Here is an 18,232-nt window from a genome sequence, read left to right on the forward strand (position 1 = left end):
CGGGCGCTTTAAATGTCCGTTTCCCAGATCACGCCCGAGGGGGCTTCACGATGGATACCCATGCTTCGCCGCACGCCGATGACAGTCGGCAAACACCTGCCTCAGGCGCTGGCCTGCCGGCACTCAGCCCGCCGTTCATCACTGCGGATGACGCCGCTTATTGGGCCCACCGGCACATCGGCAAGAAACGCGAGGGGGAGTACGGCGGTGCGATTCTCAAGTACACAGAGCGTTACTTCGCGACGGTGCCAAAAAGGGGCGCCGCCAAACAGATTGCCCTCGACAGTGTGATCCGGATCGTGGACGGCAAGCCGATCCTGCCGGCGGGCTATACCTGCTACGGGTTCTACCACTCCCATCCCGATACCGATGACGACTTTCCCGCCAGGCTGTTCCCGCCCCGGGAGCGCACCCTCCTGCGGGGTCTGTATTCGTATCCGGACATGCAGGTCATCGAGCGGTTGAGCGGCCACGTGGCGGCGAGTTACCTGTCCGGGCCGGATGGCACCTTGTTGAAATTTGTAGTGCGCACCCGGGGGAAGCTGCAGGCGTTCCTCTCCCAGCTTGACCCGGTCAACCACCCGAACATCGATTTTTTCAAGGACTACGTGCCGGCGCTGGCCGAGGCGGGTGCACTGTCGGTGCTGGTGGCCAACAGTGCCTGGGGCGGCGTGCGGGGGCGGGTGAGCAAGGCATGGGTACTCAACGACTGGGCCCTGAGTCGGCCCTTGACGGGCGGTGACCGGATGCAGCCGTTCTTCTCTCCGGTCATGCCCAAGCCGCTCGTGTCCGAGTTGATTCCCGCCACCGACAAGGCACTCGACCAGCCCTTTTTCGGGTATCTGCTCAAGGCCACGGGAGAGGACGCCTATGTCTGTACCCTTGGCGAACGGTTGACCCCGGAAGGCGCGCTGCCCCCGCAGGTATTTCCACGGGGCAACGATGGCCAGGCGCAGTTGCCGCCAGGCTTTTTGATCGAGGGTGCCCTGCTGGGCCGGACCTCGGCGAGCCTGCCGGCGATTTCACCGGTGTTCCTGGCGAGCCTGGCCGAGATGCTGGCATCGGCGCCGGCGCTGTTCGACCCACAGAGGTCGCCGACCCTGTATCAGCGGCTCATTGATAAAAGCCTGATGAGCTATACCCTCTCGGGGACGCATGCCGAGCGTTCGTTTCTGGGGGCGGATGGGGCGGCGGCACAACCGCAACTCGAGGACGGTACGCTGACCGAATACCGTTATGTCGACCGCTTGGCGAGCATGGGCGAGTTGAACGTCCGCGAGGGCGGAACGATCTGGCGCAGCCTCGGGAAAGTCCAGCCCTGGTTTGAACGGCAGCAGGCTGACTTGAGCCCGGCCTACTTCAGGGCCGATGACGCGGCCCGTTATCTCTATGAGCGCGTGCGTCAGCGCGACATCCTGCAACTGGGGTTTATCCTGCAGCGCAGCGACGGCAGGTTCGTGTCGACGGCGCCTATTGGCGACACCGAGCTGCTCGCGCAAATGGGCCTGTCATTCGGTACCGTGCTCGATGCTATGGCCTTGCCACCGGATTACCGCTACCACGGCTTTTTCATCGCCGTGGACACCGACCCGGAAAAAATACGCAAGATATTGGCCGCCGGCTCGGATTATGACGATGAATGGACGCTGGACGAACGACTGCTGTTGACCCTCAATGTCCCTTTGCGGACGTATGTCGCCAGTTTCACCAGGCGTGGGCAACCCATTCCCAGCCTCTACTATTCGGGCACGGCGGGTTCGCTGATCAAATATGTACGCAGTGGCAGTGCGCTGGAACTTGATCTTCATGACGCGCTGCAGGAAATCCAGCGCACCGGTACCATCAAGCCGCGGCTTGACCGGTTCCGCGGCGCGCCCCCGCATGTCCTCGATAAGATGGTGCGCGCGGGCGAGTTTCATGTCATCGAGACAAACCCGGTGTTCGGCAATTCCCGGGGCCGGGTGCCTGTCACATGGCAACCCTTTGAGCCGTTTGTAGCGGTGACTCCGGTGGAGCCGGCGTATACCTGGGTCGTGTCTCACCCGGAACTGGCGGCTGAAGTGGTGCACGCCCGGTTCAACCTCAAGCCGGGAGTGAGGCAGGTCGCGTTCATTCTCAAAGACACCCAGGCCCCAGCGTATTTCGCCACGTTGCCCCTACCCTTGACCGAGGCGGTCGGCAGGTCGTTGTTTTCGCCTGCATCGGTGTTCGCACGCGATGCCAAGGGCGAGCCAGTGATACCCGAGGGGCATGAACTGCACGGCATTTGCTATCAGTCGCTCCCAGCCCTTGGGATGAATACTCGAGAGCATTGGCTGTACGAGAGCTTTGTGGCGCCCGAGGACCTCGGCGCGGCGATCGCCCAGGCACGGGCAGCGGACCGGACGCTGCGTTCGTTTTACCTGAGCACCCGAGATGGCGCGCAACTGCAATACCGGTTCAGCGGGACCGGCCTCGAGAGCCAGTTGTATGGGGTCACGCCTACCGGTCGCGTCACCGATAACGGTCACCAGGCCAGCCTGCTCTCCGGTGCGGTAACGCCCACTGAGTACGTGCTGCGGGTTGCGGCGGCAGGGGCGCTGTCGGTGCAGGTGGCCGGCCGGCTCTGGGACGTGACCGGGCGCGTGGAGCAAACCTGGAAACCCTTCGCCCGGTATCGGACGCCGGTGTTCAGCGCACCGTTCCTGCATGCCGATGATGCGGCGCGGTTTGCCCATGAACAGGTGAATGCCGCTCGGTACGCGCAGTACTGCGGCTGCATCCTCAGGACGCCGGACCAGCGGTTTATCGCCACCTTGCCGATTGCTTGCACCGACGCCGGGCGCTTTGCCCTCGAGACAGTATTCCCCGTGGATCATGCCGGCGTGCTGTTGGTCCCCGAACCCTACACGCTGCATGGACAGTACGCCTCATGCCGTTCGCTGGCGCGCCTGGATCGGGGGCATATGCAGCGCCAGGGCTGGACGCGGGAAGAGGCCAGCGTGGATTGGCAACGGTTCAGCGATGCCGACCTGCACAGCCTGATCGGCAATCGACACTGGGTCTCCACCGGGTATCTCTCCTGTGATGAAGATGGCCTGATCGCCTTTGATCTCACGGGGGCCAAGGAACAATTGGCGCTGATGGCCGAGGTGGCGCCCGGTAGTGGGTTTGAGGCACGCGAGCCGCTGGCCATGGTGCGACACATGTCCGCCCTGGGCCTGCGCATTGTGCTCGGCAGCCCATTGTGGGGACCTCCGGGCAATGTGTTGGCAACCTGGCGCCCGTACCCGGCCTCGGCACCTTTTGCAAGACCGCAACAGGTGGCTTTCGGCGCGATATTTTCCACTGCCCGGGATGCCGTCACGGACGCCCACCGACGCCTGCGACGGGGCTATCACCCGGCCCAGACGGCGTTTGCGTTTTTGCTCAAGCACGCCGACAAGGATGAGTACGTGGTGAGCGAATTTGTCCCCGCAGACGCGGCCAACCCGTTGTTCACCCAGGCAAGTCTGTTTGCCACCCAGGACGACGGGGCGTTCATCTACCCCGCGCCGTTCGAGTTGCACGGTTTGGTGTACGCGCGCCGGTGGATGCCCGAGGCACTGCAGAATCCACAGCGCTGGCTGGCCAGGCACTTCCTGTCCTCGGCTGACTTGTACAGCGCCTTCCTGGCCGCCAGGCGTTGGCGGGATACGGGCAGCGAGGTGACCCTGCCTGTGTTCATTTCCACTCTGGATAATGCCTTGCTCGAGTACCAGGCAGACATTTCGACGCGGCTCTTCGACCCGGTCAAACAATCGTCCGGTATTTTTGAGGACGTACACACCCGCCTGAGTTCGGGTCAGTTGTCAGCCCAGGCCTTTATCAGGAATGTCATCGCCACCAGCTGGCTTGGCGTGTTGGTGACCAGCGAATGCTGGGACGAGGAAAGCAACAGGCTGGGAGCGGACTGGCTGCCCTATGCGGACTTCAGTCGCAGAGCGTTGAGCCCGGCGTTCTTTGATCAGAACGACGCCGTGCGCTATGCACACGAACGAGTGGGTGAACGTCGTGACAAGATCTACGCAGGCTTGCTGCTCAAGCGTGTCGATGGCCTGTTTGTCGCCACCGAGCCGTTGCCCGTGGCGACGGAGAATTTCGATCCCAAGTGGATCCTGCCGGATGAGGATGTGCGTGCCGACTGGCTGGCTCCTGGCCTGACGCTGGTGGGGCGCTACCGTTCGCGCCGCGATGTATTGCCCGGCTTCATCCTGGATGAGGACGGCGAAGCGGTTTACCGGGCGATGTTTTCCACCGAGGTGCTGGCCACGGCACTCACCTGCCAGCACCTGTGGAGCCATGAGTATCTGTTCGGGCTCGACGGTTCGGTAGTCGGGTTCAGTTGCAAAAACGCATTGGGCACGACGCAGCAAGGCCGGCTGGCAGACGACCTTGAGGCACTCAGGCAAGCCGTGGCACCGGCCGGGCGGACACCCCACGACCCACTGAGCAATCAGCTGGAGCAACAGATGCGCGATGGCCGCCTGACGCCTGTCGAATACGTCAACCGGGTACTTAACGTCGCGTCCCTGTCGGTGGTGCAGGGCAGTGCGTTGTGGGGCAATGCACAGGCCCTGGGCAGCGCCTGGCTGCCTGCCCGTGGGTTCCTGAGCCCGGATCGGTTCATCCACGCCACGGCGGACCGTGCCATGGGGCCGGTGTTCAGCCATATCGACGACGCCGCACGCGATGCCCATGAGCGGGCGGGCGGGCACGAGCGCCTGACCTACGGATTTATCTTCAAACTGGCCAACGGGCATTGGATGGCCAGCCTGCCGGTGGAGGGTGAAGACAAGAGGTTCCCCTATGATCGGGTGCTGCTGGGCGGGCGCTTGCCGGTGGGCTGTACGGTGGCGGCACTGTACCTGTACGCCCCGGCCCGGCAGCCGCAAGAATTGCGAGCGTCCCCGGTGTATCACGCGTTCATCCCGCCGAGTGTGCTGCGCGCCGCGTTGGGGGTGGTGCGTACGAGAAAAAATGCCGGCGCAACGGCCTTTCTGCCGCTGTACCTGTCCTGCGCCGACAGCGCCTTGCTCAAATACCAGGCCACGCGGCTGGACGATGATTGGGATGCCGAGCCGCAGTTGCAGGCATACATCAAGCGGTTGAATGGGGACTTCAACCCCCGTGAATACATCCTCCAGGTCGCCCGTGCGGGGCAGCTCGATGTGCTGGTGACGGGTGATATCTGGGCCGGCAAGGGCCCCGTCCTGCAAACCTGGAGCGAGCGTTCCGTCTCTACGGCCGCTGAGGCGCTGGATGCCAGGGTTACCCTCGGGCCGTTGTTCTCCCATCCGGACGACGCCGCGCGCGATCTGTGGCGCCGCTACCCGGCCGCTCCAGGCAAGGCGTGGATGGCCGCCATCCTGCAAAACCCGGCAGGCAACAGTTACCTGGCCAGTGAACCGGTGGACGACAGCGGGCCCAGTGTCTATGTGGGACTGCGCAGCGGCACGCGTGCCTACCAGCGCCTGTTTGGTGGGGTGATGAACCTGGACCCACGCACCACGCCGCGCCCCAAGTACCCGGCGGGTTATCGCGTGATGGGCGTGCAGCAACTGCACAAGTGGGAGGTCGGTCTGGAGCAATCGGCGGATCGGTATGAACAGGCCATCGCCGACAACTTCATCTCACAAAAAGAGTGTCGGTTCGTGGTCGATATGCTGAGGCAGGATAACGTGGTGGGTGCCCGTTACTACTTCACCCCCAGGGCGGGCGCGCTGTTGGTCTATGCGCCCAGCTTCGAGCGTGCCGAGCACGACTTGTTGCTGTTCGGCTGGGTCGATCCCGAATCGGACAAACCCAGGGTCAGCACCCGCGAGGCGCTCACGACGCTGTTCAATTCCGGCAGGTTGTATGTGCTGGAGCCCGATTCATTCTGGCAGCCGAGGGGGCATGTCGCGTCGCGGTTCTTGATGGAGCTGCGCAAAGTGCCGCACGGTTGAGCGTTGAAGGGGGGCGGCTCAGATCGTCACCAGGCCGCGCACGCCCTCGCTTTCCATCTGGTCTCCGCGCCCCTGCTGCACGATCTCGCCCCGGGACATCACCAGGTACTGGTCGGCCAGCTCGGCGGCGAAATCGTAGAACTGCTCCACCAGCAGGATCGCCATGTCACCGCGTGCGGCGAGCTTCTGGATCACCGCGCCGATTTCCTTGATCACCGAAGGCTGGATGCCTTCGGTGGGCTCATCGAGGATCAACAGGCGCGGCCGGCTGGCCAGAGCGCGGCCGATGGCCAATTGTTGTTGCTGGCCACCGGACAAGTCGCCGCCGCGCCGGTGTTTCATTTGCAGCAACACCGGGAACAATTCGTAGATAAAGGCCGGCACCTCCCTGGCCTCCTTCGCGCCAAAACGCGACAGCCCCATCAGCAGGTTTTCTTCCACCGTCAGCCGGCCAAAGATTTCCCGGCCCTGGGGTACGTAGGCGATACCGGCGTGCACCCGCTGGTGCGGCTTGAACGCCGTGATGGCCCGGCCTTCCCAGGTCACCGCGCCTTCCTTGGCCGGCAACAGGCCCATCAGGCACTTGAGCAAGGTGGTCTTGCCCACGCCGTTGCGCCCGAGCAGGCAGGTGACTTCGCCGACCTTCACATCAAAGGACAGCCCGCGCAGGATGTGGCTACCGCCGTAGTATTGGTGCAGCTTGTCGACTTGCAGCATTCTCAAACCTCCTTAGATCCCACATAAAGCAAGCCAGTGTCCTGGTCAGCGACCGAGGTAAACCTCGATCACCCGCTCGTTTTCCTGCACCTGCTCCAGCGACCCTTCGGCCAGCACGCTGCCCTGGTGCAACACCGTCACGTGGTCGGCAATCGAGCCGACAAAACCCATGTCGTGCTCCACCACCATCAGCGAATGCTTGCCCGCCAGGCGCTTGAACAGTTCGGCGGTGAACTCGGTCTCGGCGTCGGTCATCCCCGCCACCGGTTCGTCCAGCAGCAACAGTTGCGGGTCCTGCATCAGCAGCATGCCGATTTCCAGGAACTGCTTCTGGCCGTGAGACAGCAACCCGGCCTGGCGCGGTGCGCAGGCGGTCAGGCGGATGGTGTCGAGCACTTCATCGATGCGGTCTTTCTGTTCGCCGCTCAGGCGTGCGCGCAGGCTGGCCCACACCGATTTGTCGGTCTTCTGCGCCAGCTCCAGGTTTTCGAACACGCTCAAGGCCTCGAACACCGTTGGTTTCTGGAACTTGCGACCGATGCCGGCCTGGGCGATCTGCACTTCGCTCATGCCGGTCAGGTCGAGGTTTTCGCCAAACCAGGCGGTGCCGTGGCTGGGGCGGGTCTTGCCGGTGATCACGTCCATCAGCGTGGTCTTGCCCGCACCGTTGGGGCCGATGATGCAGCGCAGTTCGCCGACGCCGATGTACAGGTTCAGGTCGTTGAGGGCCTTGAAGCCATCAAAGCTCACGCTGATGTCTTCCAGGGTCAGGATGGTGCCGTGGCGGGTGTTCAGGCCCTTGCCGGCTGCCTGGCCAAGGCCGATGGCATCGCGGCCGCTGCCCGCATCGAAAATGGGTTCCAGCATGACGTTCCTCATTTCTTCAACAGGCCGATAACGCCCTTGGGCAGGTACAGGGTGACGAGGATGAACAGCGCCCCGAGGAAGAACAGCCAGTACTCCGGGAAGGCCACGGTGAACCAGCTCTTCATGCCATTGACCACGCCAGCGCCGAGCAATGGGCCGATCAGCGTGCCGCGCCCGCCCAGGGCCACCCACACGGCGGCTTCGATGGAGTTGGTCGGCGACATTTCGCTGGGGTTGATAATGCCCACCTGCGGCACATACAGCGCCCCGGCCAAACCACACAACACCGCGCTCAACACCCACACGAACAGCTTGAAACCACGCGGGTCGTAGCCGCAGAACATCAGGCGGTTCTCGGCATCGCGCAGCGCGGTCAGCACCCGGCCGAACTTGCTCTGCGCCAGGCGCCAGCCGATGTACAGGCTGGCCACCAGCAAGGCGACGGTGGCGACAAACAGCACCGCCCGCGTGCCCGGCTCGGTAATGCCAAACCCGAGGATGCTGCGGAAATTGGTGAAGCCGTTGTTGCCGCCAAAGCCGGTCTCGTTGCGGAAAAACAGCAGCATGCCGGCGAAGGTCAGGGCCTGGGTCATGATCGAGAAGTACACGCCCTTGATCCGCGAACGGAAGGCGAAGAAGCCGAACACCAGCGCCAGCAACCCCGGCGCGAGCACCACCAGGCACAAGGCCCAGAGGAAGTGCTCGGTGCCCACCCAGTACCACGGCAGTTCGGTCCACGACAGGAAGGTCATGAACGCCGGTAGCTCATCGCCGGCGGCCTGGCGCATCAGGTACATGCCCATGGCATAACCGCCCAGCGCAAAGAACAGGCCGTGGCCGAGGGACAGCATGCCCGCGTAGCCCCACACCAGGTCGAGGGCGAGGGCGACGATGGCGTAGCAGAGGATCTTGCCCACCAGGGTCAAGGTATAGGCCGAGACATGAAAGAGATTGTCCGGCGGCAACAGCGACAGCAGCGGCAGCGCGAGCAGCACCGCGAGGATCATCGCGCCGAGGGCAATCGTCAGCTTGGGGCCGGCCTTTTGCGTGGCCGTGAGCATCAATGGCTGGTTCATCAGTCGATCACCCGTCCTTTCAGTGCGAAGAGTCCCTGCGGGCGTTTCTGGATAAACAGAATGATCAGCGCGAGGATCAGGATCTTGCCGAGCACGGCACCGATCTGCGGTTCCAGGATTTTGTTGGCGATGCCCAGGCCGAACGCCGCCGTGACGCTGCCGGCCAACTGACCGACGCCGCCAAGCACCACCACCAGGAACGAGTCGATGATGTAGCTCTGGCCCAGGTCCGGGCCGACGTTGCCGATCTGGCTCAGAGCGACCCCGCCCAGACCTGCAATACCCGAACCCAGGCCAAACGCGAGCATGTCCACGCGCCCGGTGGGCACGCCGCAGCAGGCGGCCATGTTGCGGTTCTGGGTGACCGCACGCACGTTGAGGCCCAGGCGGGTCTTGTTCAGCAGCAGCCAGGTCAGCAGTACCACGCACAGCGCAAAGGCGATGATCACGATGCGGTTGTACGGCAGCACCAGGTTGGGCAGCACCTGGATACCACCGGACAACCACGCCGGGTTGGACACCTCGACGTTCTGCGCGCCGAACACCAGGCGCACCAGTTGGATCAGCATCAGGCTGATGCCCCAGGTCGCCAGCAGGGTTTCCAGGGGCCGCCCGTAGAGGTGACGGATCACCGTGCGCTCCAGGGCCATGCCGATGGCGGCGGTGACGAAGAACGCCACCGGCAGCGCGACCAATGGGTAGAACTCGATGGCCGCCGGTACGTAGCGTTGCATCAGCAGTTGCACCACGTAGGTGGAGTAGGCACCCAGCATCAGCATCTCGCCGTGGGCCATATTGATCACGCCCAGCAGGCCGAAGGTGATCGCCAGGCCCAGGGCCGCGAGCAGCAGGATCGAGCCCAGGGACATGCCGCTGAAGGCTTGCCCGAGCAGTTCGCCGATCATCAATTTGCGCTTGACCTGGGCCAGGCTGGTTTCGGCGGCGGTATGCACGGCGACATCGCTTTCAACGCCCGGCGCAAGCAGGGCTTCCAGGCGCGTGCGGGCCAGCGGGTCGCCGGTACTGCCGAGCAAACGCACGGCATTCAGGCGAATGGCCGGGTCGGTGTCGACCAGTTGCAGGTTGGCCAGTGCCAGGCTGAGGGCGCTGTGCACCTGCTCATCGGTTTCCGTGGCGACTTGCTGGTCGAGGAATTTCAACTGCGCGGGTTGCGCGCTTTTCTGCAAGGTCTTCGCGGCGGCCAGACGCACCTTGGGGTCGGCGGCGAGCAGTTGCTGGCTGGCCTGCACGTTATCGATCAGGCCGCGCAGGCGGTTGTTCAGGCGTACGGTCCTGGTCTCACCGTTGACGGTGAGCTGACCTTGTTGCAGGGCGTCCATCAGCTCGATGCGCGCCGGGTCAGGCTGGGCGGCCCAGTCCTGGAGCAGTTTGGCTTGTTGGGTGGGGTTGGCGGACAGGAAGTCTTCGGCGTCGCTGGCGTGTGCGGCCAAAGGCAGCAACAGCAGCAAAGCCAGTAAACAGCGGTAGAGGGCAGTGGGCATAAACAAATGTCCTGATCACGCGCGGACAAGCTTGATGTGGGAGGGGGCTTGCCCCCGATGGCGGTGGGTCAGTCAGCACATGCAGAGCCTGACACTCAGCTATCGGGGGCAAGTCCCCTCCCACATTGTTATCTGCGCTTGGGGCTTAGTTACTTTTCACCGCATAGTCCGGCTTCTTGTCATTGCCGGGGATGTACGGGCTCCACGGTTGTGCGCGGATCGGCTCCTGGGTCTGCCACACCACCGAGAACTGCCCATCGGCCTGGATCTCGCCGATCATCACCGGCTTGTGCAGGTGGTGGTTGGTCTTGTCCATGGTCAGGGTAAAGCCCGATGGCGCGGCAAAGGTCTGGCCGGCCAGGGCTTCGCGCACTTTGTCGACATCGGTGGACTTGGCTTTCTCGGCAGCCTGCGCCCACATGTGGATGCCCACGTAGGTGGCTTCCATCGGGTCGTTGGTCACGGCTTTATCCGCGCCCGGCAGGTTGTGTTTCTTGGCGTAGGCTTTCCAGTCGGCCACGAACTTCTTGTTCACCGGGTTCTCCACCGACTGGAAGTAGTTCCAGGCCGCCAGGTTGCCCACCAGGGGCTTGGTGTCGATACCACGCAATTCTTCTTCGCCCACCGAGAACGCCACCACCGGTACATCGGTGGCTTTCAGCCCCTGGTTGGCCAGCTCTTTGTAGAACGGCACGTTGGAGTCGCCGTTCACGGTGGAGATCACCGCGGTCTTGCCGCCGGCGGAGAACTTCTTGATGTTGGCGACGATGGTCTGGTAGTCGCTGTGCCCGAACGGGGTGTAGACCTCTTCGATGTCCTTATCCGCGACGCCCTTGGAGTGCAGGAACGAGCGCAGGATCTTGTTGGTGGTGCGCGGGTACACGTAGTCGGTGCCCAGCAGGAAGAAGCGCTTGGCCGCACCGCCTTCTTCGCTCATCAGGTACTCCACCGCCGGGATCGCCTGCTGGTTGGGCGCCGCGCCGGTATAGAACACGTTCGGCGACATCTCTTCGCCTTCGTATTGCACCGGGTAGAACAGCAGGCCGTTGAGTTCTTCGAACACCGGCAACACCGATTTGCGCGACACCGAAGTCCAGCAGCCGAACACCACGGCGACCTTGTCCTGGGTCAGCAACTGGCGGCCCTTCTCGGCGAACAGCGGCCAGTTGGACGCCGGGTCGACCACCACCGGTTCGAGCATCTTGCCGTTCACGCCGCCCTTGGCGTTGATCTCGTCAATGGTCATCAGCGCCATGTCTTTGAGCGAGGTTTCGGAGATCGCCATGGTGCCGGACAACGAGTGCAGGATGCCGACCTTGATGGTCTCGGCGGCCTGGATCGTCCAGGTCATGCCCATGGCGGCAATGGACGCCGAAAGAGTGAAAGCCTTGATCAAGCTACGACGCTTCATGGTGCGATCTCCGTGAACTCAAGATTGTTATGAGAGGGACAAAGTCGAGGAGGTGATTGCAAGCGCTGTGCCTAGTCGGGAAAAGGCATGAAATAGTCGCCTGGCCGCGTGTTGCGCTCGGGTTGCGCACCATCAAATGGCAGGGCTGCGTGCCAGGTGCATCGCTATGCGCTACAACGGGGCGCGGTCAGCGCTTGCGCATCAGCCCGATGAAAAACACCCCGCCAATCGCCGCCGTGGCCACGCCGATGGGCAGGTCTTCAGGGGCGATCAGCGTGCGGGCGGCCACGTCGACCCAGACCAGGAACAGACTGCCCAGCAGCACGCAGATCGGCAGCAGGCGGCGATGCTCGGCACCGACGAGACGCCGAGCGATGTGCGGCACCATCAGCCCTACAAAACCGATGGAGCCGCTGATGGACACCAGCACACCGGTCATCAATGAGGCCACCAGGAACACCTTCAGCCGCACGGTGCGGGCGTTCAGGCCGAGGGTCACGGCGGTCTGTTCGCCGGCCATCAGCGCGTTCAACGGGCGTGCCATGCCCAGCAGCACCAGAAGTCCCAGCAGTACCGTCAGCGCCGGAATCGCCAGCAGCTCCCAGCGCGCCAGGCCGAGGCCGCCGAGCATCCAGAACATCACCGCCGAGGCGGCGCGATGGTCGCCCATGAACAGCAGCAGATTGGCCGCCGCCATCATCACAAAGGACACCGCCACACCGCACAGCAACAGACGATCGCTTTCCAGGCGACCGTTGCGACTGGCCACGGCCAACACCACCAGCATGCTCGCCAAAGCTCCGACAAACGCGGCGATGGGCAAGGTCAGCAGGCCGATGACTTCGCCCACATGCAGCACCACGATCACCGCGCCCAGGGTGGCGCCGGACGTGACACCAAGCAGGTGCGGATCGGCCAGCGGGTTGCGCGTGACTGCCTGCAACACCGCGCCGATCAACGCCAGCCCGGCGCCCACCAGCGCGCCGAGCAGCATGCGCGGCACACGGATCAGCCACACGATATGTTCCTGCCCGGCCGGCCAATTCGCTTGACCGATGCCGAGCGCTTTGTACAGCAGGATGCGCCACACGACGTCCACTGGCACCCGTGCCGGGCCGAAGCCCAGCGAGAGCACGCAGGAGACCAGCAGCACCGCGCCAAGCGTGGCGAGCAGCAGCCCATAGCGACGGGTGATCATTCGCCGTGGAACCCCTTGGCCAGGGTTTCCACCGCCAGCACGTTGTCGATACCCGGCGTGGCCTGCACGTAAGGGATCACGATAAAGCGCTGGTTGCGGATCGCATCCACCGCTTGCAGCGCCGGGTTGTTGAGCAGGAATTGCTCCTTCTGCTCGGCAGTGACTTCGCTGTAGTCGACGATCACGATCACCTGCGGGTTGCGCTCCACCACGGTCTCCCAGTTGACGCGGGTCCAACTGGCGTCGATGTCATCGAGAATGTTGCGCCCGCCCGCCGCGTCGATCAGCGCCTGGGGCATGCCCAGGCGGCCGGAGGTCATGGCGCGGTCTTCACCGCTGTCGTAGAGGAACACCCGGGGCTTGTCGGCGGGCAGGTCCTGTTGCACCTCGGCGACCTGCGCCTGCATCTGCGCGATCAAGGCATTGGCGCGTTCCTGCACATCGAAAATCCTGCCCAGGTTGCGCAGGTCGTTATAAGTGTCTTCCAGGGTCGCGGCCGGGCGCTTCATCACGAAGGCGCAGGATTCGGTCAGCTCATACACGTTGATGCCCAAGGGTTGCAGCGTGCTTGGCGTGAGGTCGCCGCCCACGCGCATGCCGTAGTCCCAGCCGGCGAAGAAGAAATCCACATTGGCGTTGAGCAGGGTTTCCACCGAGGGATACTTGCTCGCCAGCTCCGGCAGGCCGTCGAGCAGCCCGGCCATTTCCGGCGTGACCGACTTCCAGCCGGTAACGCCGCTGTAACCGGCCATGCTCGGTTTGAGGCCGAGGGCGAGCATCATCTGGGTCATGTTGATGTCGTGGCTGACCGCGTGTTTCGGCGCTTCCTGGAAGGTCACGTCGCGGTTGCAGCTCTTGATGGTCACCGGGTAGTGGGTCGCTTCGGCGAGTGCCCCGGTGGCATTGAACAACAAGGTAGTGGCAAGCAGCGAACGCAGGATCATGGTTGGGTTATCCAGGTGATTCGGGGGTAGCCGGACAGCGGGTGGGGATCGATCAACGCTTCGACGCCAAACACATCGCGCAGCAGTTCGCGGGTCAGCACCTCATGGGGCGTGCCGCTGGCGACGATGCGCCCGTGGTTGATCACATACAGGCGATCGCAGAAGGCGGCGGCCAGGTTGAGGTCGTGAATGCTCGCCAGGGTGCCGATGTGCAGGCGCTTGACCAGCCGCAGCAGCTCCAGTTGGTAGCGCGGGTCGAGGTGGTTGGTCGGCTCGTCGAGGATCAGCAACTGCGGTTGCTGGGCCAGGGCGCGGGCCAGGATCACACGTTGCTTTTCACCCCCTGACAGGGTGGCGAAAGCGTGATCCTCGAAGCCGTGCATGCCGACTGACGTCAGCACCCGTTGGATCAACTGCCGGTCGTGCAGCGTGTCGCCGTCGAACAGGCCCTTGTGCGGCGTACGGCCCATGGCGACCACTTCATCGACGCGCAGGCCGAACGCATCCGGGAACTCCTGCAGCACCACGGCAATGCGTTGCGCGCACCACTTCGAACTCTGTTTCCACACGTTCTGATGGTCGAGCAACACGTCGCCGCACGCCGGTTTGCTGAACCGGTAGGCGCAGCGCAACAGGCTGGTCTTGCCGCTGCCGTTAGGCCCGATCAGGCCGACGAACTCTCCCGCACCGACTTGCAGGCTGGCGTCACGCAGTTGGAACTGGTGATGACAATGGTCATGCCCCGGCGGGGTCCAGGCCAGGTCGCTGAGGGTGAGTGCGGTCATCAGAAGGTGTAGTCCGCCGTGACAAAAAACGAGCGTGGTTCGCCGAGGATCCACTGCTGGCCGTCGTTGTATTGGCTGACGGCGTAGGTGCGGTCGAACAGGTTGTTCAACTGCAGGCCCAGGGTGGTGTTGCGCAGGGCTTTCCACGACACGGTGGCATCGACCACGGTGTAGCTGGGCAACTCATTCTGGTTGGCCATGTCGGCATAACGTGCATCCACATAACGCACACCGGCACCGGCGCGGATATCGTCGGTCACCGCCTTGCTCAGCCACAGGTTGGCGGTGCGACGTGGGACGTCCACCGGGCGGTTGCCGTCGCGGGACACTTGCACGCCGTTGACGTCCTGTTTGAAGTCGTCGTACTGCGCATGCACGATGGCCGCGTTGGCTTGCAGTTGCCAGGCGTGGGGCAGTTGCAGGTCGAGGCTGGCTTCCAGGCCACGGGAGGATTGTTGGCCGACTTGCTGCTGCAGGCTCGGATTGCCCGGCACGTCGGTGAGCAGTTTCTTTTTGACGATGTGATACGCCGCCAATGTCCATTCGCCGCGCTGATCCCAGAAGGCCTGTTTGATGCCGATCTCGGTCTGCCTGGCCGTGGACAGGTCGAACTGCTGCTGGCCCGGGCTCAGGGAAATCAGGCCACCGACGCCGTCGGTGCTGGTGGCGTACTGGCCATAGACCGAGGTGTCGGGCGTGATCGCGTAGACCAGGCCCGCCTTCCAGTTATTGCCGGTAAGGGTCTTGTCGGACTGGCTGCCGGTGCGCAGGTCATCACGGTCGATGTGCGCGTAGTCGCGGCGGATGCCGGTGATCAGCGACAGTTGGTCGGTGAGCTGCAGGCGGTTTTCCGCGAAGCCGGCGACGGTTTTGGTGGTGCTGGCGAACAGCGGCTTGAACGGGTCGTTGCTGGCGAACTGGCCCGGCGCGGGGTGGTTCACGTCGATGGGTTGGCCGCTGGCAAACGTGTCGGTAAACGGCGAGTTACTGGCCAGGCGGAAGCGGATGCGGTTGTATTCCACACCGGTCACGGTCTGGCTCTCGAGGCCGAACAGGCTGTGCTTGAAGGTGAAGGTCTGGCGGTCGCCCACCTGTTCCTGGTTGTGCTTGATGCCGTAGTTGCCGCTGCGGGTCAGTTGGCCGCCGGTGAAGTTGTAGTTCTCCGCGTTCTGCCAGCGACGCTGGTTTTTCAGGTAATACAGCTCGTTGGTGGCGCTGACGCTGTCGTTGATCTGCCACTCGCTGGTCAGGCGTGTCCACTGGTCGTTGTAGTGCTGGGTGTCGTTGCTGACGTTGTAGTTCTTGTTGCGCAGGCCCTTGTGCAACTGGCCGTTGATCAGCGGTGTGCCGAAGTAGTTCTGCGGGCGCTGGTCGCCGTAGTCGCTGGCGAAAGTGAAGCTCAGGTTGTCTGCCGCCTGCCAGCGCAGGGCACCGCTGACGAAGTCGCTGCTGGAGTCGCCGCGGTCGATGAATCCGTTGCTGCGCAGGCGATTGAGGTTCAGGCGGTAGCTCAGGGTGTCGGTCAGCGAGCCGCCGCTGTCCAGGGCTTGTTGCTGGCGATCATACGAGCCGTAGCCGAGGCGGATGTGGTTTTCGATCTCGCCCTCGAAAGGCTTTTTCGGCACGGTGTTGATCACCGCACCGGTGGCGCCTTCGCCGTACAGCACCGAGGCCGGGCCGCGCAGTACGTCGACGCGCTCCACCGACCAGGTGTCCACCGGGAAGGTCGAGGTGCCCATGCCCATGTACATGCGGTTGCCGTCATACAACTGCATCACCGAGCCCTGGCCGGTAAAACCCCGGGCCGACAACGAGGTGCCGCCGTCGCCCGGCGTGCCGGTGCGGCTGATGCCGGTGGCGCGGGAAATCGCGTCCTGCACACTGGCGTCGCCGCGTTCGCGGATCTGCACGCCGGTCTGGCTCTCGACGCTGCCGGGGGTTTGCAGGGCGCTGAGGTTCAGGCGCGAACCGGCGGTGGTCGGGGTCTTGAGGTCGACGTGGTCATCGTCCACGGCAGGTGCAGTGACGGGGCTGGCGGGCAGGGTCAGGGCCTGGGCGCTGGTATGCAGGGCGAGCAGGCACAGGCCGGACGCGAGGTACTTGTTCATCGGACGAAAAAGTCTTCTTGAAGGCAGTGCTCGCCGCTGGGCGCGGCGAGCTGGAGTAAGCAGTAAGTGTTATAAGTTAACACTTACTGCGGCGTGGGCGAAAGCCCGCGTAAGACTACATAACGCCTCTATGTAGGGCATCTCGCCGACTTCATGTCGAACCTGAGGCAGATTCACGTTGTGCGAACAGCCGCGCCAACACCAGGCGGTCCAGCACCCACACCACGATCAACGACGCACCCACCAGCGGGAAAATGATCGCCAGCCCGAACATGATCACCATCGCGGTTTTCCACTTCGGCAGGTCGTGGCGCAGCGGCGGCACGCCCAGCCCGCCCACCGGACGACGCTTCCACCAGATCACCACGCCGCTGACCGCGCTCAGCAGGATCATCAGGCAGATCAGCAGCACGATCAGCTGATTGACCCAGCCGAACATCTTGCCTTCGTGCAGCATCACGCCGGTCTCGGTGGCGCGCGCCACCAGGTTGTAATGCTCCCAGCGCACATCGGCGAGGACCTTGCCGGTGTACTGGTCGACGTGCAGGGTAGCGTCGTTGCGTGGGTCGTTGGCGAACATCGCGACGGTGAACACACCTTCGGCGGTGGTGGGGAAGGTGATGCTGTAGCCGGGCTCGACGTGGCGTGCATTGGCCAGGTCGACCACCTGTTGCAGGCGCACCGTGGGTGCAGCGGGACCGGCGTGCATGGCGCCGTGGTTCATGTGCTCGGCGTGGTCGCCGGACATCGGCATCGGCGTGTTCTCCATGGCCCAGGGCACGGTCTGTTGGCTGGCGGTATTGAGGCTGCGCGCCTGCTGGTCGGACTGCGGCACGTTGTTCCACATCGCCGCTGGAAAGCGATTCCACAGCTCGGCGTACTGCTTGCCCCAGAAGCCGGTCCAGGTCATGCCGCTGAGCAGCATCACCAGCAACAGCGAGGCGCCCCAGAAACCGGTGACCGCATGCAGGTCGCGCCAGAACACCCGGCCACGGGTGGTGAAGCGTGGCCATAGAACACCGGCTGATGACTTGCCGCGCGGCCACCACAGGTACAGGCCCGACACCACCAGCATCACGCCCCAACCGGCGGCGAGTTCTACAAGACGGTCGCCGACCGTGCCGATCATCAGCTCGCCGTGCAGGGCGCGGGCGATGGCTTGCAGGTTGTATTTGGCATCCTGCTCGCCGAGGACCGTGCCGCGATAGGGGTCGACAAAGACCGTCACTTCGCGGCCGTCCTGATGCGTCACGAATTGCGCGCTGCTGGTGGCGTCGGCGGCGGGCAGGTATTTGCTGATCGCGGCCTTGGGGTAGGCCGCCTGGGCGCGTTGCAGTTGCTCGTCGGCGCTCAGGGCGTGCGCGGCGCTCTGCACCTTGAGCAGGTCGCCGTACATCAGCGGGTCGAGCTGGGGTTTGAACAGGTAGATGATGCCGGTCAGGGCCAGCAGCACCATGAAAGGGGCGACGAAGAGGCCGGCGTAGAAGTGCCAGCGCCAGGCCAGGTTGTAGAAGGATATTTTTTGAGTGCTCATCATTGGGCTCCGCAAGGCGTTGAATTTTTTGTGTCTGGTCGGCCGTCATCGGGGGCAAGCCCCCTCCCACATTTGATGGTGTTCACAACATCAAAAGTGTGGGAGGGCGCTTGCCCGCGATGCT

General features: G+C 63.7%; 11 protein-coding genes. 1 reads left to right on the top strand and 10 read right to left on the bottom strand.

What is annotated here, in order from left to right; genetic code table 11:
- Positions 1-50: 50 nt before the first annotated feature.
- The gene (locus BMX59_RS29420; RefSeq protein ID WP_093128430.1) at positions 51-5,966 is read left to right on the top strand and encodes a DUF4329 domain-containing protein; all 5,916 of its coding nucleotides are present in this window, start codon (positions 51-53) and stop codon (positions 5,964-5,966) included.
- Between the two features lie 18 nt (positions 5,967-5,984).
- Here the strand turns inward: BMX59_RS29420 and urtE are convergent, their stop codons facing one another.
- The 10 genes from urtE to BMX59_RS29470 form a co-directional block, all read right to left on the bottom strand.
- The gene (gene urtE, locus BMX59_RS29425; RefSeq protein WP_071491627.1) at positions 5,985-6,683 is read right to left on the bottom strand and encodes an urea ABC transporter ATP-binding subunit UrtE; all 699 of its coding nucleotides are present in this window, start codon (positions 6,681-6,683) and stop codon (positions 5,985-5,987) included.
- 45 nt (positions 6,684-6,728) lie between these two features.
- On the bottom strand, positions 6,729-7,562 hold the full coding sequence (urtD, locus tag BMX59_RS29430; protein ID WP_170856122.1) for an urea ABC transporter ATP-binding protein UrtD: 834 nt from the start codon (positions 7,560-7,562) through the stop codon (positions 6,729-6,731).
- Positions 7,559-8,626 (bottom strand): urea ABC transporter permease subunit UrtC, encoded by a 1,068-nt coding sequence (gene urtC / locus BMX59_RS29435; protein WP_092249886.1) that lies wholly within the window; start codon positions 8,624-8,626, stop codon positions 7,559-7,561. Before urtC ends, urtD begins: the two co-directional genes overlap by 4 nt.
- The gene (urtB, locus tag BMX59_RS29440) at positions 8,626-10,128 is read right to left on the bottom strand and encodes an urea ABC transporter permease subunit UrtB (RefSeq protein ID WP_093128433.1); all 1,503 of its coding nucleotides are present in this window, start codon (positions 10,126-10,128) and stop codon (positions 8,626-8,628) included. The genes urtC and urtB overlap by 1 nt, the downstream gene beginning before the upstream one ends.
- A gap of 145 nt (positions 10,129-10,273) precedes the next feature.
- Complete coding sequence (urtA, locus tag BMX59_RS29445; protein WP_093128435.1) at positions 10,274-11,539, bottom strand: urea ABC transporter substrate-binding protein; 1,266 nt, start codon at positions 11,537-11,539, stop codon at positions 10,274-10,276.
- Between the two features lie 187 nt (positions 11,540-11,726).
- Positions 11,727-12,737, bottom strand: coding sequence for a FecCD family ABC transporter permease (locus BMX59_RS29450; RefSeq protein WP_093128437.1), 1,011 nt, complete (start codon positions 12,735-12,737; stop codon positions 11,727-11,729).
- Positions 12,734-13,681, bottom strand: a complete 948-nt coding sequence (locus BMX59_RS29455) for an ABC transporter substrate-binding protein (protein ID WP_092249898.1) — start codon at positions 13,679-13,681, stop codon at positions 12,734-12,736. Before BMX59_RS29455 ends, BMX59_RS29450 begins: the two co-directional genes overlap by 4 nt.
- Positions 13,678-14,466: an ABC transporter ATP-binding protein gene (locus tag BMX59_RS29460; protein WP_092249901.1), complete on the bottom strand. Its 789-nt coding sequence runs from the start codon at positions 14,464-14,466 to the stop codon at positions 13,678-13,680. The genes BMX59_RS29455 and BMX59_RS29460 overlap by 4 nt, the downstream gene beginning before the upstream one ends.
- Positions 14,466-16,574 (bottom strand): TonB-dependent receptor, encoded by a 2,109-nt coding sequence (locus BMX59_RS29465; RefSeq protein ID WP_093128444.1) that lies wholly within the window; start codon positions 16,572-16,574, stop codon positions 14,466-14,468. Before BMX59_RS29465 ends, BMX59_RS29460 begins: the two co-directional genes overlap by 1 nt.
- 151 nt (positions 16,575-16,725) lie before the next feature.
- Complete coding sequence (locus BMX59_RS29470) at positions 16,726-18,108, bottom strand: PepSY-associated TM helix domain-containing protein (RefSeq protein WP_093128447.1); 1,383 nt, start codon at positions 18,106-18,108, stop codon at positions 16,726-16,728.
- Positions 18,109-18,232: the final 124 nt, after the last annotated feature.

The organism is Pseudomonas sp. NFR09 (assembly GCF_900111535.1).
GTDB classification, from domain to species: Bacteria; Pseudomonadota; Gammaproteobacteria; order Pseudomonadales; family Pseudomonadaceae; genus Aquipseudomonas; species Aquipseudomonas extremorientalis.